Source organism: Xanthobacter sp. ZOL 2024 (genome assembly GCF_052932325.1).
Map to the genome: position 1 here is coordinate 4,127,672 of NZ_CM128808.1, position 19,159 is coordinate 4,146,830.

The window sequence follows — 19,159 nt, forward strand, 5'->3', positions numbered from 1 at the left end:
TCAGTTGTGGTTGAACCCGCTGGCCTCAGCCGACGTCAGCGGCTTCGTCACCGGATGCTTAGCGAAATAGTCCAACGACCGCTTGATGTCGTCGAGCAGCAGGCTGGCGAGATCGCGGCTGACGCCGTGACGCACCAGGATCCGCTGAATCACCAGATCCTCGCGATTGGCCGGCATGGAATAGGCCGGCACCTGCCAGCCGCGGCTGCGCAGCCGGTCGGCCAAGTCATAGAGGGTGTAGCCTCCGATGCCCGCCTTATCCTTCAGCTTCCAGCACAGGGCGGGAATGCCGGCCTGGCTGTCGCCGTCGAACAGGATCTCGAACGGCCCGAGGGCGCCGATCTCGCGGGAAAGATACTGCGCGGTCTCGTAGCAGGCGTTCTGGATCTTCGCGTAGCCTTCGCGGCCGAGCCGCAGGAAGTTGTAGTATTGGGCAATCACCTGCCCGCCCGGACGCGAGAAGTTCAGCGCGAAGGTGGGCATGTTGCCGCCCAGATAGTTCACGTTGAACACCAGCTCCTCGGGCAGGTCGGACGCCTGCCGCCACACCACCCAGCCCACACCCAGGGGCGCGAGGCCGAACTTGTGGCCGGAGGAGTTGACCGATTTCACCCGCGGCAGCCGGAAGTCCCACGCCAGATCCGGCGCACAGAAGGGCGCGAGGAAGCCGCCAGAGGCGCCGTCCACATGGATCGGGATATCGAGGCCCGTGTCCTTCTGCAGCTGATCCAGCGCATCGCTCACCGCCTTCACCGGCTCGTACTGGCAGGTGAAGGTGACGCCGAGGGTGGGCACCACGCCGATGGTGTTCTCGTCCACCCGCTTGAGCACTTCCTCGGCATTCATGATGAGCCGATCGCCCTCGAGCGGGATCTCGCGCAGCTCGACGTCGAAGTACCGCGCGAACTTGTGCCAGCAGATCTGCACCGGGCCACAGATGAGGTTCGGCTTATCCGTCGGCTTGCCGGCCGCAGCGCGCTTCTTGCGCCACTGCCACTTGAGCGCCAGACCGCCCAGCATGGCGGCCTCGGACGACCCCACGGTGGAACAGCCGATGGTCTTGTGGGGCTCGGGCGAGTTCCACAGATCGGCGAGCATGTGGACACAGCGTTCTTCGATCTCCGCGGTCTGCGGATACTCGTCCTTGTCGATCATGTTCTTGTCGATGGACAAGGCCATGAGGTCGCGGATTTCTTCATCGACCCAGGTCTGGCAGAAGGTCGCCAGATTCTGACGCGAATTGCCATCCAGCATCAACTCGTCGCGCACTGCAGTGAAGACGTGCCGCGGCTCCTTCTCCACCGCCGGGAACTCGAATTTCGGCAGCTTGCCGAGCAGATCGCTGGATGAATAGACATCATCCAGAAGATCGTCACGCAGATTGGTTTTGGACGGGTCCGAAGTCAAAGCTTGGCCTCCCTTTCAAGTCAGAGCACACTACACCTCAAGCCGTGGACACCTTTGTCCGTCGGCTTGATCTTACGGGGCCACCAAGCCCCGAAACTCCTTGCTCCGCTCGCGACGCTTCCCGCGTGGGACAACCACCGTTCGACCGAACTTGCGCACGTCCACCTCTCGACGAGGTGTCGCGCCGGTGAACCAGGTCCCTGCAACCTCATCGGCTGCCCCAACCAGAAACCGTCACCTGAGAACAGCATCTCACATTGCTATGCAACAACAAGAATAAAATGGATTAGACCGTGACAACGGTGTGGCGGTTTGGTGGCACACCGTCTGACATTGAAGGGCCCCCTTCCGCAGGCGCTTCGCACCATGGCCCGCCTGCTCCCGATAGGAAATATCCTATTTGGGAGGTCCCCGCGCATAAGTCGGCATAATAGAGAGATTATTAGGTTACCGGCGCGCCGCGCTCCTCCGTGCGCTCCCGGTCAGCGGGCAATGAGCGCCGCTGGAGTCTCGGAGGAGGTCATCGCCCCGAGCACAAAGGCGAGATTCGCCGCGGCCACCAACGCCGCAGCATGGGCGTCGGACTGGGCTTGGCGCGCCGTGAGCAGCCCGCTGTCGGCGGCGGTGGCGACGGTAATGTTGCCCACCCCGTTGCGATAAGCTTCCAGCGCTGCGTCATAAGTGACCGCCGCCGCGCTGGCGAGGGCGGTGGCGGCCTGGTAGGAGGCGAGCGCCGAGCGCAGGGTGTGGGCGCTCACCACGATCTCCCGCGCAGCTGCATCGCGCACCTGCTGGAAGGTGGCGGCGCTGGCAGCGCTGAGCGATTCCGCATTCTTCAGCTGTGCCGCCCGCAGCCCGCCGTCGTAGATCGGCATGGTGGCGCCCACCATCACCCCCGAGGCCGAGGATTGCTGGCCGATGGTGGGCAGGCCCGTGGCGCTGAGATTGGTGTTGCCAGTGGCGGCCACCGCCCCCAGGAACACCTTGGGCAGGAACTCCACCTGGGCGGCGGTGATGCCCGCCTGGGTCGCCTTCAGGGCTTGGAAGCTCGCCAGCACGTCGGGACGCTGCGCCAGCGCCGCCTTGATCATCCTCTCGGTCGGCGCACCCACGCTCTCCGGCAGGCGGCGGCCATTGGCCTCGCGCACCTTCAGCGCCGTCAGGGGCGAGATCCCCATGGCGCCGAGAAGCGCCTGATACGCATCGCGCTCGCCGCCCTGCGCCTGCACCAGGCCGAACCGCGCCTGCGCCACCTGCTGGCGGGCCTGCGCCACGTCGACGCTGGTGCCGAGGCCCTTCTGCATGCGCTCCTGCGCGGCATCCTCGATCTTGCGGCTGTTGCCGAGGTTCTGCTCGGCGAGGGTCACCCGGCTGCGCGCCGCTCCATGGAGGAAGTAGGCGCGCGTCACGTCGTAGATGATCTTCTGATGCACGCCGTTGAACAGAAGATTGGCCCCCGTGGCATTATGCTGCGCCGCTTCATGCAGCGCGCCCCGCTGGCCGAAGTCGAACACCAGCCATTGCAGTGCGATCTGCGGGGAAATGCCATCGATGGACGTGCTCACCTGATTGATGTTGCCAATGGAGACCGGCAGGGGTGAGGACAGCTTCTGGTAGCCACCGATCACATTGGCGCTGATGAGGGGAAGATAGGTGGCGGCCACCATGCCCGACGCCAGCGCCATCTGGCGCGCCTGCTGCCAGGCCACCCGGGTTGCCGGATTCTGGGTCTGGGCAATGTCGATCAGCTCGGCGAGGCCATAGGTCTTGTTCGGCTCGATCGGCGCCGGGGCCTGCAGGGCGACCACCTCCGGATCCGCCGGCACGCTGAACACCGGCTTGCGCGGCCCGTCCGCCACCGCAGCCTCGGGGGCGGCATTGGCGCTGGTGCTCGCCTCGGGCGTCCACGGCTGAGACGGATCGGCGGGCGCGCTGTCGAGAGCGCTCACGGCGCAGCCCGCCAGCAGCGCCGATGCCAGCAGCACCGGCAGCAGCCGGGCCATCCGTGGGAAAAGCGGCAGCTTCATCGCCATCACCCCGCCGCCAGGGTTTGGATGCGCCGGGCGCGCGCCAGCACGGACCCCTCGTCGTCGGCCTCCCCCGCCCCGCCGGACGCCGGCCCGCCGGGCGCGCCGTCCAGGGTGGCTGCGGCGGCGGCCAGCCGACGGGCCGTTTCGCTGGAGGCTTCGGGCGCGAAGATCAGCTGCGGCAGCAACGCGCGCACCTCCCGCACCAGCAATTCCAGCCGAGCGATGCCGAACCGCGACGGCAACAGCGCCTTTGGCTCGAACGGCAGCAGCCGCAATTGCTCCTTCGCCTTTTCAACCTCGGTCTCCACCAGCGCCGCTTCACTGGTGGCGGCCAGCCGCGCCGCCGGGTCCATGCCGGCCAGGCGGCCGGCGGCGGCGAGCGCGCGCGCCAGCCGCTCGTGCACGTCGCGCACCGCGCTCTTCGGCCAGATTCCGGTGAAGATCAGATACACGACCACATTCCCCAGCAGGATGCCGACGATGCGGTCACGCCCCGAATCCATGTCGAGGCTGGGAGCAAAGCCGCTGATGATGGTGAGCAGAAACGCCAGGCCGACCTGGACACCGGCATAGGAAATCCGCTCGTTGCCCGCCGACACCCAGGAGCCGACCAGCACGCCGCAGAACACCAGCCCCATCAATCCCCCCACCGAGGACAGGTGGGGAATGACGAACAGGATGGCGCCGAAGCCCAACGCCGCCCCCACCAGGCAGCCACTGATACGCAGCACCAGCTTGTGCACCGTCTCGCCGGTGGTGCCGAGCGCCGCCACGTAGCAGGTGACCATGGCGGTGTGGATGCCCTGCCAGTTGATCAGCGAATAGATGATGTAGCAGGTCAGCGCCGCCGCCGTCGTCTTCAGCGCAAAGCGCTGGTAGTCCGGATTGGTGAGCGCATCCGAGGCGAAGAACGGCGGCTTCGCCGGCGGCGTGCGGGTGCCCCCATCGGCCTGCGCCAACCCCGCCAGCGACCGGCGGATGGTGCCCTCCGGCTCCGCGAGGGGTGTGCCGTCAGCCTCCGAAGGCATCGGTGGGCGGCCCCCGGCCGCCACCGCAGCGGCCGCCTCGCGGCAGCGGCCGGCGAGGGAGCCACGCACCTGGGTCGCCGCCGTGGCCGGCAAGGCGGCGACCGCCAGCAGCAGCTGATAGCTGGTGGTCAGCGCTCCCTGCAGCCAGTCGCAATCCGCCGTCGGCGCGGTGTGAAACACCCGGGCCAGCATCAATTGCTGATCGCCGCCCCCATTGCCGTCGGCCAGAGCTGAACGCAGCTTAGTCTCCGCGGCGAGGTCGGGATGATCGAGAGCCGCGGCAGCCGTCTGTAGCCGCGTGCTGATCGTGGCGCGCAGCAGACGATGGGGCGAGGTCCCCAGCACCATGTTGAACACGATCATCAGCGCCATGGGCATGACCGCCATCTGCCAGGCATAGAGCAGGCCACGGGTGGCGATCTCTCCGGCCGGCAGATCATCCACCAGGGTTAGGATGAAGGCGATGACGAGGGCGATGATGGAGCCGATCTCGCCCAGTTGCGAGGCCGCCCCAAGATAGACGAAGACGAAGGAGGTGCCGGCAATGACCGCGATGCGCAGCAGTGGATAGTTCGCCGTCACCTGGATCACCGGCGCCATGGCCAGCACCACGATGCTGGCGAGGATGATGAGGCCGATGCCCTGCCCCACGCATTCGGCGCCATCGGGGCGGGCGAGATAGATGACGAGATAGCAGCCGATGGCCGCTTCCGGCACCTTGTAGAGCATGGCCACGCCCGCCACCAGCGCGCACAGCAGCGCCACCCGCCACGCCTGCCCGAACCGGCCGGGAAACGGCAGCAGATCCAGCCATGCCTGGTGAGCGACCGCCGGCCAGGGCGACTTAGCAGCTGCTGCCATGGTGCACCGTCGCGGTGGCGGAGGCGCCCACCCGCATCAGAGCCGGTGGCGGATCCAGGAGGCGGATCCGCACCGGGAAGCGCTGGGCGATGCGCACCCAATCCAGCGTCTTGGGCACGATGGGCATCTTGCGCGGCAGATTGATCAGTTCCTCAGATGCCACACCCCAGCCGATGCCTTCCACCCGGCCGCGCAGGGCCAGGGTGCGGTCCGCCAGGGCGAAGACGGTGGCGCAATTGCCCACGGCGATGCCGGGCAGCTCGGTCTCCAGAAACGCCGCCGAGGCGAACCATGCCTCGGAATTGATGAGGGTGAAGATGGATTGCCCGGGCAGCACATACTCACCCGGACCGGTGGAGAGGCCCACCACCTTGCCGTCGAACGGCGCCCGCACCTCGGTGTCCGCCAGCGCCCGCTCGGCCAGGGCCAGTGCGGCGCGGCGCGCATCCACCAGTGCCTTGGCCGCGGCGGCATCGCTCACCAGCACATCGGCGGCCGATTGCTGCTCCAGCGCCTGCTTGAGGCTGATTTCCGCATCGCGCTTGGCGGTGGCGGCATCATCCACCTGCTGGGCGCTGACATAGCCTTTCGGCCGCAATGCCTCCAGGCGGGCCAGGGTCTGCGTCGCCAGCGCCAGGTTGGAGCGGGCCCGCGTCACCTGCTCGCGGGCGATGATCGCATTGGATTGGGCCGCCGACACCGCCCGTTGGCGATCGGCATAGGCGGCCTCGGCGATCTGCAGATCGGCCCGCGCCTGATCCACCTGCAGGCGGTACACCGTGGGATCGAGGGCCAGCAGCAGCTCCCCCTTGCGCGCGGTCCCGTTGTCCACCACCCCCACGGAAGCGATGCGCCCGGGAACGGCCGCCGCCACGTTCACCACCTCGGCGGTGAGGACCGCATCCTGTGACAACGGGTTGAGCGCCGCATTGTGGAAATAACGCCAGCCAAACGCGGCCGCCGCCACCAGCACGACCACGCTGACGAGGATGCCGAGGGAGCGCCGGGAATGGGCTTTGGCCGCGTCGTTCACGCTCTACCGTCCGAAGCTGAGAAGGGACACCAGGAAGCCCAGCCCTGCCGCCAAAGCGATATAGATGGGCAAGCGCGTGGGCAGGGCATCGTCGATGCCGAGGCGGATGAACACGAAGCGCAGCACCACCGCGCCCAGGATTCCGGCGACCGCGCAGGCGAGCCACGAGGGAAAATAAGCCCCGAACATGGACAGGGACGGCGCCCCCAGCGGCGCGCAGGCCGACAGCATGCCACCGAGCAGCACCGCGCCGGCAACACCGCGCCATCTCCGGACCCCGCCCGGCTCACGCCCCATCAACACCTTGCGCAGCCCCCACATGCGAATGGATGACGTCGCCGGAACGCCCTGCCCCGGCGCTGCCAAGACCGAGAGCAGCCCCTGACATGATCGCAGATGACAGCTTGCACCCGACGCCAAGCATTAACAAAGGCCTAACGGCGCAGGCCCCAAAAATCAAATGGCGCCCGCGCGCCAGCCGCGCCGCGACGCCCAGTCGGCGCCTGATGTGGATAGCGGCTGACGGCGCCGTGGAATATCTCCCAAATGGGAGAGGGTTGGCGAGAAGGCACCGCGATCCCAACCGCTTCGCGCGGCATCACAAAAGTCCGATCAGTCGCCAGCGCCCGGTGGCGCGTGCCCCTAATGTCTTGCAGCCTTTTCGCCGGGTCGGAAGTGTGCGACGAAGCAGCAGCGGGGCACCATCTGGCCTTTGGTGGTCGGCCCCCCCGAATCTCCTGTCGCGTCGCCTCACTTGGCACCATTCGCGCATCGCTGGAAAGGAATGCTGAAATGTGCACGTCGCTCGCCTACCGGGACGCGGCCGAACGGGTCTATTTCGGCCGGACCATGGAGCTGACGGTCGATCTGCCCTACCAGCTCGTCTATCTGCCGGCCGGCATCACCAACACCTCGCAGATCGACGGCCACGCGCCGCTCACCTATACCGCCAAGTACCCCTTCATCTCGGTCGCCATGCCGGCGCGTGTGCCCACCGCCGCTGCCCCCATGGAACTGAAAGATCTCAAGGCTTTGGAGGGTCTGAACGACCAGGGCCTCACCTTCAGCCTGCTCGCCTACCCCGGCGCCGCCGGCGCGCAGCGTGCGGTCGAGATGACCAAGGCGGTGCTGTCCGCAAGCGATCTCGGCAGCTGGATCCTCGGCCAGTTCGCCACCGTCGCCGAAGTGAAGGCCGCCATGGCCGCCCAGCCGATTCTGCTGGAGCCGCTGGCGATCCTGGGCGGCTCCGTTTCGCCCTTCCATTATGTGGCGCATGACCCCAGCGGCGCGGCCCTGGTGATCGAGTTCAGCGCCGGCAAGCTCAATCTCTACGACAACCCGGTGGGGGTGATGACCAATGGCCCCGAATTCCCCTGGCACCTGACCAATCTCGACAACTACACCTTCCTCAGCAACGTGGATAAGTCGCAGACCACGTTCGGGAGCTACAAAGCGTCCCAGCCCGATTCCGGCATCGCCACGGCGGGCCTGCCGAGCTCGAACACCTCGGTGGGTCGCTTCGTGCGCGCCGCCTATTACACGAAGTTTGCCGAACGCGCGGCGACACCTGATGCGGCTGTGCAGACCCTCGCCCACGTGATGAACAATTTCGATCGTCCGCGGGGCATCACCATCGATTATCCCGGCGAGGACAGCAGCCAGCTGGAAGTCAAGGGCCTGCCGGAATCCGGCAGCCAGCCCTACGCCACCGAATACACCTGCTGGACCGTGCTCGGCGATCTCGACCGCAAGGTCTTTTATTTCCGCGATTATCTCGCCTTGAGCTATTCCCGGTTCGAGCTTGAAGCGCTCGCCACCGTCACCGAGCCCAAGGTCCTGGCGGCGCGCAAGCTGGATGTGGCCGCAACTGATGGCACCGCGCAGCTCATCAGCGCCGCCTAGTGTCGCGGTGCCTTGCAGGGCGAGCCCGGGCTCGCCCTGTGGCGCCTGGCACCCGAAACGCGCCGGAGGCTCCTGATGACGGCCCCACCTTCCCCGTTTCACCGGCTGCACATCCATGTCGCCGGCCCGTGGCCGTTCATCACCTTTCGCAGCTACACCCTGGCGGGACGTCATTTCATCTGGCGGGCCCGCGATCACCGGAAGGGGCTGGAGCGCTGGGCCCGCGGCCTCGAGCACCTGCCGGTGCCCCTGTGGCAGACCCGTGGCTACAACTGGCTGACCGGTCTCGCCTTCGCCATCGGCGCCTTGCTGTTCATGGCGGGCGCCCTGCTCTCCCTGGTGCCGCCGCACGCCCTCCCGGTTCCGAGCCGGGACGTGGGCATCATCTTCTTCCTGGGCTCCCTGCCCTTCACCTTCGCCGCCTATCTGCAGCTGTTTCAGGCCGCCAATGCCAGCGTCTTCTCGGTGAAGCCGCAGGACGCGCCACATCAGCGCGTCATGGTGATCGGCTGGCAGCCGCACAGCGCCGGCTGGCTCAGCACCTTCGCCCAGTTCCTCGGCACGCTGGCGTTCAACCTCAACACCTGGAACGCGCTGCATACCGCCAACACCTGGCGAGCCCAGGACATCTGGGTCTGGACCCCGGACATGGTGGGCTCGCTTCTGTTCCTCATTTCCGGCTACCTCGCCTACCTGGAGGTGAGTGGCGGCTATTGGAGCTGGAAGCCCGCCGAGCTGTCCTGGCAGATCGTGTTCGTGAACCTGATGGGCTGCATCGCTTTCATGACCGGGGCGGTGCTGAGTTTCTCACCGGAGCGGCCAGATGCGAGCTGGATTGGCGTCGTTGGCAACACCCACCTGTTCGCCGGCTCGCTGTGTTTCTTCGTCGGAGCGCTGCTCACCATGCGCGAGGCCAGGACAGCCGCCTCCGCATGAGGAAGCGCGTGATGCATCGGTCATTGCGCGGTCATGGAGCCGGCATTAGCCTACCGCGTCAGCCAGCGCCCCCACACCACGATCAACGGACCCCCGGAGCAGAGCGGAACAACGGGCATGGACCTGCGCAAACGGCTTGTCGTCGAACCCGGCAGCCGGATCACATTGAGCGACGTGGATGCCGCCTTTCATGGCAGCTACAGGTCCAGCGCCGATGCAAAGGCGGATCTGGAGGCTCAGGCGACGCGGCTCGGGTCGTTGCAGCAGAAGCTCTATGGCGAGAAGAAGCATGCCCTGCTGATCATCCTGCAGGGGATCGATGCGGCCGGCAAGGATGGCACCTGCTGGCACGTGATGGCCGCCATGAACCCCCAGGGCTGCACGGTGAAGAGCTTCAAGCAGCCCACCGAGGAAGAACTGCTGCATGACTTTCTCTGGCGCGTGCATCCCCACACGCCCGGGCTCGGCCAGGTGGCGGTGTTCAACCGCTCTCATTACGAGGATGTGCTGGTGGTGCGGGTGCACGATCTCGTGCCCGCCGCGGTGTGGTCGAAGCGCTACGAACTGATCAACGATTTCGAGAAGATGCTGACCCAGAAGGGCGTGACCATCCTCAAGTTCTTCCTCTACATCACGCCGGAAGAGCAACTGGAGCGGTTTCGCCAGCGGCTCGAGGATCCTGCGCGGCAATGGAAGATCAGCGAATCCGACTACAAGGAACGCGCCTTCTGGGACCAGTACACCGCCGCCTATGAGGACATGCTGGCGAAATGCTCCACCCCCCACGCGCCCTGGTATGTCATTCCCGCCAACCACAAATGGTTCCGCAATCTCGCCGTTTCCCAGATCATCGAGAAGACTCTCGATGAGATGAACCTCCAGCTGCCCGCGCCCAGCGTCGACATCGCGCACATCCGCCGCGTCTACCACGCGGCCGTGGTGGCGGATCCGGCAGCCACTGATGCCGATCCCTCCCGCCTGAAGGGGTAATCTCCGCCTGGCGGGCCCCGCCCCGCTCCCGCCCCCGCCGAACCGCATGTGACCCGAAGCCTCATGGATCTGACCCTTCTTATCTTCTTCCTCGTTTATGTGGTCATGGCGGTCGGCAAGCTGCCCGGCTTCATGGTGGACCGCACGGGCGCGGCCGTGATCGGCGCATTGGCCATGATGGCGGTCGGCTCGATCACCGCCAAAGGCGCCTGGGACGCCATCGATTACCGCAGCATGGGCCTGATGTTCGGCCTCATGGTGGTCTCCGCCGCCTTCGTGGTCTCCGGCTTCTACGGCTGGACCGCGCGGCGCATCGCCACCCTGCCGCTCAGCGCACCGGCCCTGCTTGCGGTGCTGATCTTCGTGGGAGCGGTGCTGTCGTCCGTCCTCACCAACGACGTGGTGGTGGTGGCGATGACCCCGCTGCTGGTCTCCGCCACCCTGGCGCGCGGGCTCAATCCGGTGCCATTCCTGCTGGCGTTCTGCTTCGCCGCCAACATCGGCGCATCGAGCACTCTGATCGGCAGCCCGCGCAACATGATCCTCGCGCAGGAGCTGGGCCTGTCCTTCAACGGCTTTCTGAAAGTCACCGCGCTGCCGGTGCTGATCTGCCTGCCGCTGGTATGGGGGGTGATCGCCCTGCTCTACCGTCGCCGCTGGGCCCTGGCGGCCCCCGCCGGCGGGCCGGCACCGGCGCATCCTGCGGCCGCCCAGACGCCGGCGCTTGATGTCTGGGAGACGGTGAAGGCGGGCCTCGTCACGATCGCCGTGGTGGTGGCGTTCGTCGCCAGCGATTGGCCGCGCGACATCATCGCCCTCACAGCCGCTGGCGTGCTGCTCATCAACCGCACCATCTCGTCGCGCGACATGCTCGGGCACGTGGACGGCAACCTGCTGCTGTTCATCATGGGGCTGTTCGTGGTGAATGCCGCCATGGCGGCCACCGGCTTGCCGCAGACATTGCTGTCGGACCTGCGCGGAGCGGGCATCGACCTCGCTGATCCGCTGGCCCTGTATCTGGTGGGCGGCGGGCTCAGCAACATTGTCGGCAACAGCCCGGCGGTGATGCTTCTGGTGCCCTTCCTCAGCCTCGGTGGCAGCAGCGACGCGCTCGGCGCCGCGCTGGGGCTCGGCATTGGCCTATCGAGCAACCTGATCGTGTTCGGCAGCCTGGCCGGCATCATCGTGGTGGAGCAGGCGGCCGCCTGCGGCGTCAAGATCAGCTTCAGCGAGTTCTCGCGGGCCGGCGTGCCGGTGACCGTCGCCAGCATGATCCTGGCCGCCGGATGGATCCTGCTGATGGCCTACTGACCCGGCGTGCGCGCCCGCTCCTCTTCCACCAGTTCCTTCTTGGAAAGCTTGCCAACCACGCTCTTCGGCAGGCTGTCGCGGATCTCGATCTCGCGCGGCATCTCGATCTTGGAGATCTGGGCGGAGAGGAATTCCATGAGGTCCGCCGGGCTGACCTGCGCGCCCTCGCGCAGGGTGACGAACGCCTTCGGGGCCTGGCCGCGATAGCTGTCGGGAATGCCGATGGCCACCGCCTCCGCCACCGCCGGGTGCAGGTAGAGCGCCTCCTCGATAACCCGCGGGTAGACATTGTAGCCGCCGCACAGGATCACGTCCTTGATGCGGTCCACCAGGAACAGGTAGCCGTCGGCATCGAGGTAGCCCACATCGCCGGTGCGCAGGGCCCCGTTGAGGAAGGCGTCGGCGGTCTCCAGCGGCCGATTGTAGTAGCCGCGCATCACCTGCGGGCCGCGCACGCACACTTCCCCCTTCTCCCCCATCGGACACAGCCGCTGCGGATCCGCGAGATCGTGAATCTCGATCATCGTCTCCGGCAATGCGGTGCCCACCGAGCCGTCCTTCACCAGGCCCAGCGGCGGATTGGCGCTGACCACCGGCGATGTCTCGCTGAGCCCATAGCCTTCCACCAGCTTGCAGCCGGTGAGGACCTCGAAGCGCTCGCGCACCTCCTTCGGCAGTGGAGCGCCACCGGAAATGCACAGGGTGAGCGCCGTCAGGTCCCGCCGCTCGATGCCCGGCGCGCCGTTGATGGCGGCATAGATGGTGGGCACGCCGGGGAACATGGTGGGCTTTTCCGCCTCGATGAGATCCAGCACGTCGCCCAAGGCGAAGCGCGGCACCAGCACGATCTCGGCCCCCAGGCAGATGGGAATGATCATCACCGTCTGCATGGCGAAGACGTGGAACAGCGGCAGCACGCCGAGCACCTTGGAGACGCCGATGCGCTCGCAATCCGCATGCCGCAGCACCTGACGGGCATTGGCGGAGACATTGGCATGGGTCAGCATGGCGCCCTTGGGCACGCCGGTGGTGCCGCCGGTATATTGCAGCACGGCGATATCGTTGACGGGATCGATCCGCACCGACTTCGGTGTGGCGCCATGGGCCAGCAGCCGATCGAACGGCAGATGCAGACCATCGCCGAGATCAAACACCGCGTGGTCCTTGCGCTTGAAGAGGCTGAACAGGATGCCCTTCACGGTGGGCAGCACACCGGCCATCGGGCACACGACGATGCGGCGCAGGCCCGCCTCATGGGCCACTGCGGCGACCCGGGCATGGATGATCTTCAGGTCCGGCACCACCATCATCGTCGTGCCGGAATCGCGGATCTGGTGGCGCAGCTCGCGCTCCACATAGAGCGGGCTGAAATTCACCACCGTGCCGCCCGCCTTCATCACGGCAAAGAAGAAGATCACCGAATAGGGCGTGTTGGGCAGGCACAGGCCCACCTTGCTGCCGGGGCCGACGCCCTCCGCCTGCAGGCCCGCGGCCACCTGGTCCACCAGCCGCCCCAAATCCCCGTAGGTCCATTTGCGACCGAAGAAATTGAGCGCGGGGCGCGTCGCGAAGGCGGCGACGCTGGCCTCAAGCAGCTCCGGCACCGGAACGGGCACGATGGCGCCCCCATCGAGACGATCGAGCATAGGCGTTCTCCCCGAGAGCCGGAAGGGATGGCGGCAACCCCTGGCTGGAGCAGCGCCACACCGCGGCCGACCCGCTATATCTGTTGTCCTGCGGTCTCCGCGTCTGTGCGCGGTTTTTCGGCGGTGGTCACGGCAGCGGCGCGGGCGCGGGGCGTCTTAAGGCCAAGGCCCGAGCCGCCCGCCCCCACGAACCGTCAGCGGATGGCGGCCGGGGCCAGCTCGCCGAACTTATAACGCAGGCCCACCGACACGAGATCCACGTAGCCGCTGTTGACCTCGCCGATCAGCACGCCGCGCAGCGCGTTGCCCGGCTGGGTGGGCAGTTGCTCGATGGGGCTCGATTCCCCCCAGATGTGGCTGTAGGCGAAGTCCATGGAAAGTTGCTCGGTCACGGCGTAGGTGAAGCCGCCGGACAGCCACAGCCGGTTGGTGTCGGGCAGCCGCGGCGAACGCGTCTCATCCGGCACCGGGGTCAGCTCATAGGCAAGGCCGGCCCGCAGGGTGAGCTTGGGATCCCACTTGTATTCGGCGCCACCGGCGAAGAACCAGCCGTCCTTCCAGGCGAGATCGAGCACGCTGGCCACGGCGGTGGGGGTGCGCACCACCAGTTCATCGACAGAGGACCAGTTGGTCCATTCCACGGTGCCGAGCAGGGTCCACTCCGGACTGACCTGCGAGCGCACCGAGGCGGTCACCTGCGCGGGAAGGGTGATGCCTGCCGACGCCGCATAGCGGGCCAGCTGCGCCTGCTGGAAGAACAGATCCAGCGTGCCTTCCAGGTTCTGGTCCATGGCCGACTTGTAGCCGATGCCAATGGTGGTCCCCTTCCAGGGGGTCAGGAGCACGCCGAGATTGATGCCGAAGCCGAGGTCGTCACCATTGACCTGGGCGTAAAGATTATTGGTCGGCGGCACGATGCCGGTGAATGTGGCGTTGGAGAGCCGGGCATCCATGTAGTTGATGCTGAACCCGCCGCCGAGGGTGAGCCAGTCATTCACCTTGTAGGCCATGGAGGCCTGGAAGTTGATGTCGAAGATCCGGCTATAGCAGCCATAGTAACGGCCCGACCAATTGCAGGGAGCGTCCGAGACGAGGCCGAACGGCACCGTCAACCCGAAGCCGATGGCGATTTTGTCCCAGGCGTAGGAAGCGAACACCGTGGGCAGCAGCGCGTCGTCGATGATGTCGCCGACGCCGTTGTTGCCGAGGTTGGCACCGGTCAGCGGCGCGCTCGCCTGGAACACATCGATGGACGCATGGGGCATGATGTAGGTGAAATTTGATTCGAGGCTGAGACCGGGCGTGAAATTGATGGCCGCCGGGTTCCAGAACATGCCGGCCAGGCCCTCGCCCCCCGCGGCGGTCCCGGCAAAGGACGTCCCCTGGAAGTAGGAGCTTTGCTCCCGCAGGCCGAAGCCGCCCGCATGGGCCTGCGCCGCAGCAGTGCAGACAACCAATGGCAGAACAAGACTTCCGGCGCGCCGGGCAATGACGTTGGTCCTGGACATGGGGCCCCCTCGCTTGGCGTTTCCTCGGGCATGGCACGCTGCGGTGCACTATAGGTTTTTAAGATGCCCTATACGTCACCCAGCATGCCTAAACGAATGCCTGCGTCAACACTGGAAATGCTACCCCGAGGGGCTGACGGAGCGAAAGCCCGGGAGTGTTGTACCGATACCACGATACAGCCGAGAGGCGAGCCCAATTATACCCTGAACTCCACGCATCTGTAGCGATGCGGCAGGGCATTGGTCAGTATCACTGAAATATATGATGACATGATGATTACAGCACATCGCAAATGCGCTGTCCGGCGAGACATGGAGTCTTTTGCAGCGCACAAAACAGCAGGTCTTCCGCGGCCCACGCGCACAAGAAAATGAAATGCGGGGTCTTGCGCCATGAGGCAAAGCATGTATCGTCGGTGCCATCAGATGACGTATAGGTGAAGATGTGGCATCCAAAGGCAAGAGCAGCAGCGGTGGCGGCCTGACCGACACCTTCTTCACCGTGACGGAGCTTGCCCGCGATCTCGCGGTGACGCCGCGCACCATCCGCTTTTATGAGGACAAGGGTCTCATCACCCCGCGGCGGGCGGGCACCATGCGGGTCTACACCAAGCGGGACCGGGCACGGATGGTGCTCATCCTGCGCGGCAAGCGGCTCGGCTTTTCCCTGCGGGAAATCAAGGAATACCTTGATCTCTACGACATGGACCCGACCCAGTCCGAGCAGATGCGGATGCTGCTCAAGAAGGTGCAGACCCGCCTGGACAGCCTGGAAGACCAGCGCATCGCCCTGGAAGAGACCATCGCGGAGCTGAAGGAAATCGAGGAGCAGACCCTCGCCGGCCTCGACACCACCAGCACCGACAAGAAGGCCGCCGGCTGAAGCGGAACCAGGCGCCGCCCACGGCGTCGTCAACGTGGGCGAGATTCAAATCCAAGCAGACAAGAACGTCAATCAGACAAGAACGCAGGCAGGAACGCCCCATGCAGAATGTCGTGATCGCGGGTTACGCCCGCTCGCCCTTTACTTTGGCCAAGAAAGGCGACCTTGCGCGCCTGCGTCCCGATGATCTCGCCGCCCAAGTGGTGGCCGAGCTGGTGGCGCGCACCAAGGTGAAGGTGGAGGACATCGAGGACCTCATCGTCGGCTGTGCCTTTCCCGAGGCCGAGCAGGGCTTCAACATTGCCCGCCTCATCGGCATGATCGCCGGCCTGCCCCAGTCGGTGGCTGGCACCACGGTGAACCGCTTCTGCGGCTCCTCCATGCAATCGGTCCACATGGCCGCCGGGCAAATCCAGCTCGGAGCGGGTGACGCCTTCATCTGCGCCGGCATCGAAAGCATGAGCCGGGTGCCCATGACGGGCTTCAACCCCATGCCGAACGCCGCCCTCTACGCCCAGATGCCCGCCGCCTACATGGGCATGGGCGAGACCGCCGAGAACGTCGCCGCCAAGTGGCAGATTACCCGCGCCGACCAGGACGCCTTCGCGCTCAAGAGCCAGCAGAAAGCCACCAAGGCCGAGGCGGAAGGCCGGTTCAAGGCCGAGATCGTACCGGTGCATGTGAACGGCAAGGTGAATAAGACGGTAGACACCGACGGCTGCATTCGCCGCGACGCCACGCTGGAGGCCCTCGCCAGCCTGAAGCCGGCCTTCGACGAGAACGGCACGGTGACCGCCGGCACCTCCTCCCCCCTCACCGATGGCGCCTCCGCGGTTTTGGTGTGCTCGGAGGCCTATGCGGAAAAGAACGGTCTTGAGCCCCTGGCGCGGCTGAAGAGCGTGGCGGTGGCCGGCTGCGCGCCGGAGATCATGGGCATCGGCCCGGTGGCCGCCACCCGCAAGGCGCTCACCCGCGCCGGCCTTTCCATCTCCGACATCAACGTGGTGGAGCTCAACGAGGCGTTCGCCTCCCAGGCGCTGGCCTGCCAGAAGGATCTCGGCATCGCTGACGAGACCCTGAACCTGGATGGCGGGGCCATCGCCCTCGGCCATCCGCTCGGCGCCACCGGCGCCCGCATCGTCGGCAAGGCGGCGGCACTGCTGAAGCGCGAAGGCGGCAAATATGCCCTCGCCACCCAATGCATCGGCGGCGGCCAGGGCATCGCCACCATCCTCGAGCGCGTCTGAGGGAGGCGCGTATGGGCTTCGAGATCAAGAAGGTCGCCGTCATCGGCGCCGGCGTTATGGGTGCGGGCATTGCCGCCCACGTGGCCAATGCGGGCATCGAGGTGCTGCTCCTGGACATCGTCCCGGAGGGCGCCAGCAACCGCAACGCCATCGCCGAAAAGGCCATCGAAAAGCTGCTGAAGGCGGATCCCGCCGCCTTCATGTCCAAGAAGGCCGCGCGCCTCGTCACCGCCGGCAATATCGAGGACAATCTCGCCGATCTCGCCAGCTGCGACTGGATCGTCGAGGCGGTCATCGAGCGGCTGGACATCAAGCAGGCGCTGTATGCCAAGATCGAGGCGGCCCGCCGGCCCGGCTCCGCGGTGTCGTCCAACACCTCCACCATCCCGCTGGGCGATCTGACCGCCGGGCTGCCGGAGAGCTTCCGCCGCGACTTCCTCATCACCCACTTCTTCAACCCGCCGCGCTACATGCGGCTGCTGGAGATCGTGGCGGGGACTGAGACCAACCCGGACACGGTCGCCGCCGTCGCCCGCTTCGCCGATGTGAAGCTCGGCAAGACGGTGGTGACCTGCAAGGACACCCCCGGCTTCATCGCCAACCGGCTCGGCACTTACTGGCTGCAGCTGGCGGTGGGCGAGGCTTTTGCCCTCGGCCTGCGGATCGAGGATGCCGATGCCGTCATGGGCCGCCCGTTCGGCTTTCCCAAGACCGGGGTGTTCGGCCTCATCGATCTGGTGGGGCTCGACCTGATGCCCCACGTCCAGGGCTCCCTGAAGCGCGCGCTGCCGGCCACCGACCCGTTCCACGCCACCCTGCGGGACGAGCCCTTGATCGAGAAGATGATCGCCACCGGCTACACCGGCCGCAAGGGCAAGGGCGGCTTCTATCGGCTCAACCGCGAGAACGGCCAGAAGCTGAAGGAGGCCATCGACCTTTCCACCGGCGACTACCGGCCCCAGGGCAAGGCGAGCGTCGTCGAGCTGGAGGATGGCGGCGGCAGAGACCTTGCCGCGCTCATGGCGGCGCCCGGCTCCGGCGGTCGCTATGCCCGCGCGGTCATGGCCCGCACCCTCGCCTATGCGGCGCGGCTGGTGCCGGAGGCGGCGGACGACATCGTTGCCATCGATGATGCCATGCGCCTCGGCTATAATTGGAAGCTGGGCCCGTTCGAGCTGATCGACAAGATCGGCGCCGCTCGCCTCATTGCCATGCTGCAAGCCGATGGCGTGGAAGTTCCGCCCCTGCTCGCGCTGGCGGCGCAGCAGCCGTTCTACCGGGTGGAGGCGGGCACGCGGCAATATCTCGGCAGCGACGGCGCCTATCATGACATCGTCCGCGCCGACGGGGTGCTGCTGCTGGCCGACATCAAGCTGAAGACCCAGCCGCTGCTCAAGAACGGCTCCGCCGCTCTGTGGGACATCGGCGACGGCGTGGTCTGCCTGGAGTTCACCTCCAAGAGCAACTCTCTGGATGAGGGCATCATCACCCTGCTCTCCAAGGCGCTGAAGCTGGTGAAGGAGAAGTACAAGGCGCTCGTCATCTATAACGAGGGCTCGAACTTCTCGGTGGGCGCGAATCTCGGCCTCGCGCTCTTCGCCTGCAACATCGGCGCCTTCGGCGAGGTGGAGAAGCTGGTGGCCACCGGCCAGAAAGCCTACCAGGATATGAAATACGCCCCCTTCCCGGTGGTGGCGGCCCCCTCGGGCCTGGCGCTGGGCGGCGGCTGCGAGATCCTGCTGCATGCGAGCGCCGTGCAGGCCCATGCGGAAAGCTACATCGGCCTTGTCGAATGCGGCGTGGGCGTGCTGCCGGCCTGGGGTGGCTGCACCGCCATGCTGGAGCGCTGGCAGACCGACAAGATGTTCCCCAAGGGCCCCATGCCGGCGCCGTCCAAGGTGTTCGAGACGGTCTCCACCGCCACGGTGGCGAAATCCGCCGCCGAGGCGAAGGAGCTGAAGTTCCTGCGGGAGAGCGACGGCATCACCATGAACCGCGACCGCCTGCTGGCGGACGCCAAGGCCCGGGCCCTCGCCATGGCGGAGACCTACGCGCCGCCCAAGCCCATCGACCTCACCCTGCCCGGCCCGTCCGGCAAGGTGGCCATGGAAATGGCGGTGGAGGGCTTCGCCAGGCGCGGCATGGCCACCCGGCATGACAAGATGGTCTCCGCCGCTTTGGCCGAGGTGCTCACCGGGGGTGATGCGGACCACATCGAGCCGGTGTCGCAGGCGCGCCTGCTGGAGCTGGAGCGGGAGGGCTTCATGAAGCTCATTCGCACCAACGCCACCCTCGACCGCATCGAGCACGTGCTCGAAACCGGGCGCCCGCTGCGCAACTGACGCAGCGCCGGCAAGGCCCGAGAACACGCCCTCTC

The 19,159-nt window shown here is 66.4% G+C and carries 14 protein-coding genes; 7 read left to right on the forward strand and 7 right to left on the reverse strand.

The genetic code is table 11. The annotated features are described in order from the left end of the window. From ACU4E7_RS18915 to ACU4E7_RS18935, 5 genes are all read right to left on the reverse strand, one after another. Positions 1 to 1,407 carry a glutamate decarboxylase gene (locus ACU4E7_RS18915; protein WP_443267817.1) on the reverse strand — a complete coding sequence of 469 codons (1,407 nt, stop codon included), beginning with the start codon at positions 1,405 to 1,407 and terminating at the stop codon, positions 1 to 3. 482 nt (positions 1,408 to 1,889) lie between these two features. Beyond that, positions 1,890 to 3,434: a TolC family protein gene (locus tag ACU4E7_RS18920; RefSeq protein WP_238122874.1), complete on the reverse strand. Its 1,545-nt coding sequence runs from the start codon at positions 3,432 to 3,434 to the stop codon at positions 1,890 to 1,892. A gap of 5 nt (positions 3,435 to 3,439) precedes the next feature. Then, a complete protein-coding gene (locus tag ACU4E7_RS18925) occupies positions 3,440 to 5,326 on the reverse strand; it encodes an FUSC family protein (protein WP_447019808.1) in 1,887 nt (628 codons plus the stop codon). Then, on the reverse strand, positions 5,310 to 6,359 hold the full coding sequence (gene mdtN, locus ACU4E7_RS18930; RefSeq protein WP_238122876.1) for a multidrug transporter subunit MdtN: 1,050 nt from the start codon (positions 6,357 to 6,359) through the stop codon (positions 5,310 to 5,312). The genes ACU4E7_RS18925 and mdtN overlap by 17 nt, the downstream gene beginning before the upstream one ends. 3 nt (positions 6,360 to 6,362) lie before the next feature. Next, on the reverse strand, positions 6,363 to 6,656 hold the full coding sequence (locus ACU4E7_RS18935; RefSeq protein WP_447019809.1) for a YtcA family lipoprotein: 294 nt from the start codon (positions 6,654 to 6,656) through the stop codon (positions 6,363 to 6,365). A gap of 495 nt (positions 6,657 to 7,151) precedes the next feature. Between ACU4E7_RS18935 and ACU4E7_RS18940 the strand changes: the two genes are divergently transcribed. The 4 genes from ACU4E7_RS18940 (at position 7,152) to ACU4E7_RS18955 (ending at position 11,498) form a co-directional block, all read left to right on the forward strand. Then, the gene (locus ACU4E7_RS18940; protein ID WP_238122878.1) at positions 7,152 to 8,261 is read left to right on the forward strand and encodes a linear amide C-N hydrolase; all 1,110 of its coding nucleotides are present in this window, start codon (positions 7,152 to 7,154) and stop codon (positions 8,259 to 8,261) included. Between the two features lie 75 nt (positions 8,262 to 8,336). Next, positions 8,337 to 9,197 (forward strand): hypothetical protein, encoded by an 861-nt coding sequence (locus ACU4E7_RS18945; protein WP_447019810.1) that lies wholly within the window; start codon positions 8,337 to 8,339, stop codon positions 9,195 to 9,197. 117 nt (positions 9,198 to 9,314) lie between these two features. Continuing rightward, positions 9,315 to 10,187 (forward strand): polyphosphate kinase 2 family protein, encoded by an 873-nt coding sequence (locus ACU4E7_RS18950; protein WP_447019811.1) that lies wholly within the window; start codon positions 9,315 to 9,317, stop codon positions 10,185 to 10,187. Between the two features lie 63 nt (positions 10,188 to 10,250). After that, positions 10,251 to 11,498 carry an ArsB/NhaD family transporter gene (locus ACU4E7_RS18955; protein WP_238122881.1) on the forward strand — a complete coding sequence of 416 codons (1,248 nt, stop codon included), beginning with the start codon at positions 10,251 to 10,253 and terminating at the stop codon, positions 11,496 to 11,498. Here ACU4E7_RS18955 and ACU4E7_RS18960 read toward each other — a convergent pair. Then, positions 11,492 to 13,144 (reverse strand): long-chain-fatty-acid--CoA ligase, encoded by a 1,653-nt coding sequence (locus ACU4E7_RS18960; RefSeq protein WP_238122882.1) that lies wholly within the window; start codon positions 13,142 to 13,144, stop codon positions 11,492 to 11,494. The genes ACU4E7_RS18955 and ACU4E7_RS18960 overlap by 7 nt on opposite strands. Before the next feature lie 194 nt (positions 13,145 to 13,338). Beyond that, entirely contained in the window at positions 13,339 to 14,652 is a 1,314-nt protein-coding gene (locus ACU4E7_RS18965; RefSeq protein WP_447019812.1) for an OmpP1/FadL family transporter, read from the reverse strand. A gap of 445 nt (positions 14,653 to 15,097) precedes the next feature. Here ACU4E7_RS18965 and ACU4E7_RS18970 point away from each other — a divergent pair, with 445 nt between their 5' ends. The 3 genes from ACU4E7_RS18970 (at position 15,098) to ACU4E7_RS18980 (ending at position 19,124) form a co-directional block, all read left to right on the forward strand. After that, complete coding sequence (locus ACU4E7_RS18970; protein ID WP_447019813.1) at positions 15,098 to 15,535, forward strand: MerR family transcriptional regulator; 438 nt, start codon at positions 15,098 to 15,100, stop codon at positions 15,533 to 15,535. A gap of 101 nt (positions 15,536 to 15,636) precedes the next feature. Beyond that, positions 15,637 to 16,782 (forward strand): thiolase family protein, encoded by a 1,146-nt coding sequence (locus ACU4E7_RS18975; protein WP_447019814.1) that lies wholly within the window; start codon positions 15,637 to 15,639, stop codon positions 16,780 to 16,782. Between the two features lie 11 nt (positions 16,783 to 16,793). Continuing rightward, a complete protein-coding gene (locus tag ACU4E7_RS18980; protein ID WP_447019815.1) occupies positions 16,794 to 19,124 on the forward strand; it encodes an FAD-dependent oxidoreductase in 2,331 nt (776 codons plus the stop codon). Positions 19,125 to 19,159 lie beyond the last annotated feature (35 nt).

What these genes read in the sequence shown, in the direction of transcription:
- ACU4E7_RS18950 (WP_447019811.1), top strand. Translation starts at nt 9,315, where the DNA reads ATGGACCTGCGCAAACGGCTTGTCGTCGAACCCGGCAGCCGGATCACA.
- ACU4E7_RS18925 (WP_447019808.1), bottom strand. Translation starts at nt 5,326, where the DNA reads ATGGCAGCAGCTGCTAAGTCGCCCTGGCCGGCGGTCGCTCACCAGGCA.
- ACU4E7_RS18945 (WP_447019810.1), top strand. Translation starts at nt 8,337, where the DNA reads ATGACGGCCCCACCTTCCCCGTTTCACCGGCTGCACATCCATGTCGCC.
- ACU4E7_RS18980 (WP_447019815.1), top strand. Translation starts at nt 16,794, where the DNA reads ATGGGCTTCGAGATCAAGAAGGTCGCCGTCATCGGCGCCGGCGTTATG.
- ACU4E7_RS18960 (WP_238122882.1), bottom strand. Translation starts at nt 13,144, where the DNA reads ATGCTCGATCGTCTCGATGGGGGCGCCATCGTGCCCGTTCCGGTGCCG.
- ACU4E7_RS18965 (WP_447019812.1), bottom strand. Translation starts at nt 14,652, where the DNA reads ATGTCCAGGACCAACGTCATTGCCCGGCGCGCCGGAAGTCTTGTTCTG.
- ACU4E7_RS18940 (WP_238122878.1), top strand. Translation starts at nt 7,152, where the DNA reads ATGTGCACGTCGCTCGCCTACCGGGACGCGGCCGAACGGGTCTATTTC.
- ACU4E7_RS18935 (WP_447019809.1), bottom strand. Translation starts at nt 6,656, where the DNA reads ATGGGGCGTGAGCCGGGCGGGGTCCGGAGATGGCGCGGTGTTGCCGGC.
- ACU4E7_RS18955 (WP_238122881.1), top strand. Translation starts at nt 10,251, where the DNA reads ATGGATCTGACCCTTCTTATCTTCTTCCTCGTTTATGTGGTCATGGCG.
- ACU4E7_RS18920 (WP_238122874.1), bottom strand. Translation starts at nt 3,434, where the DNA reads ATGAAGCTGCCGCTTTTCCCACGGATGGCCCGGCTGCTGCCGGTGCTG.
- ACU4E7_RS18975 (WP_447019814.1), top strand. Translation starts at nt 15,637, where the DNA reads ATGCAGAATGTCGTGATCGCGGGTTACGCCCGCTCGCCCTTTACTTTG.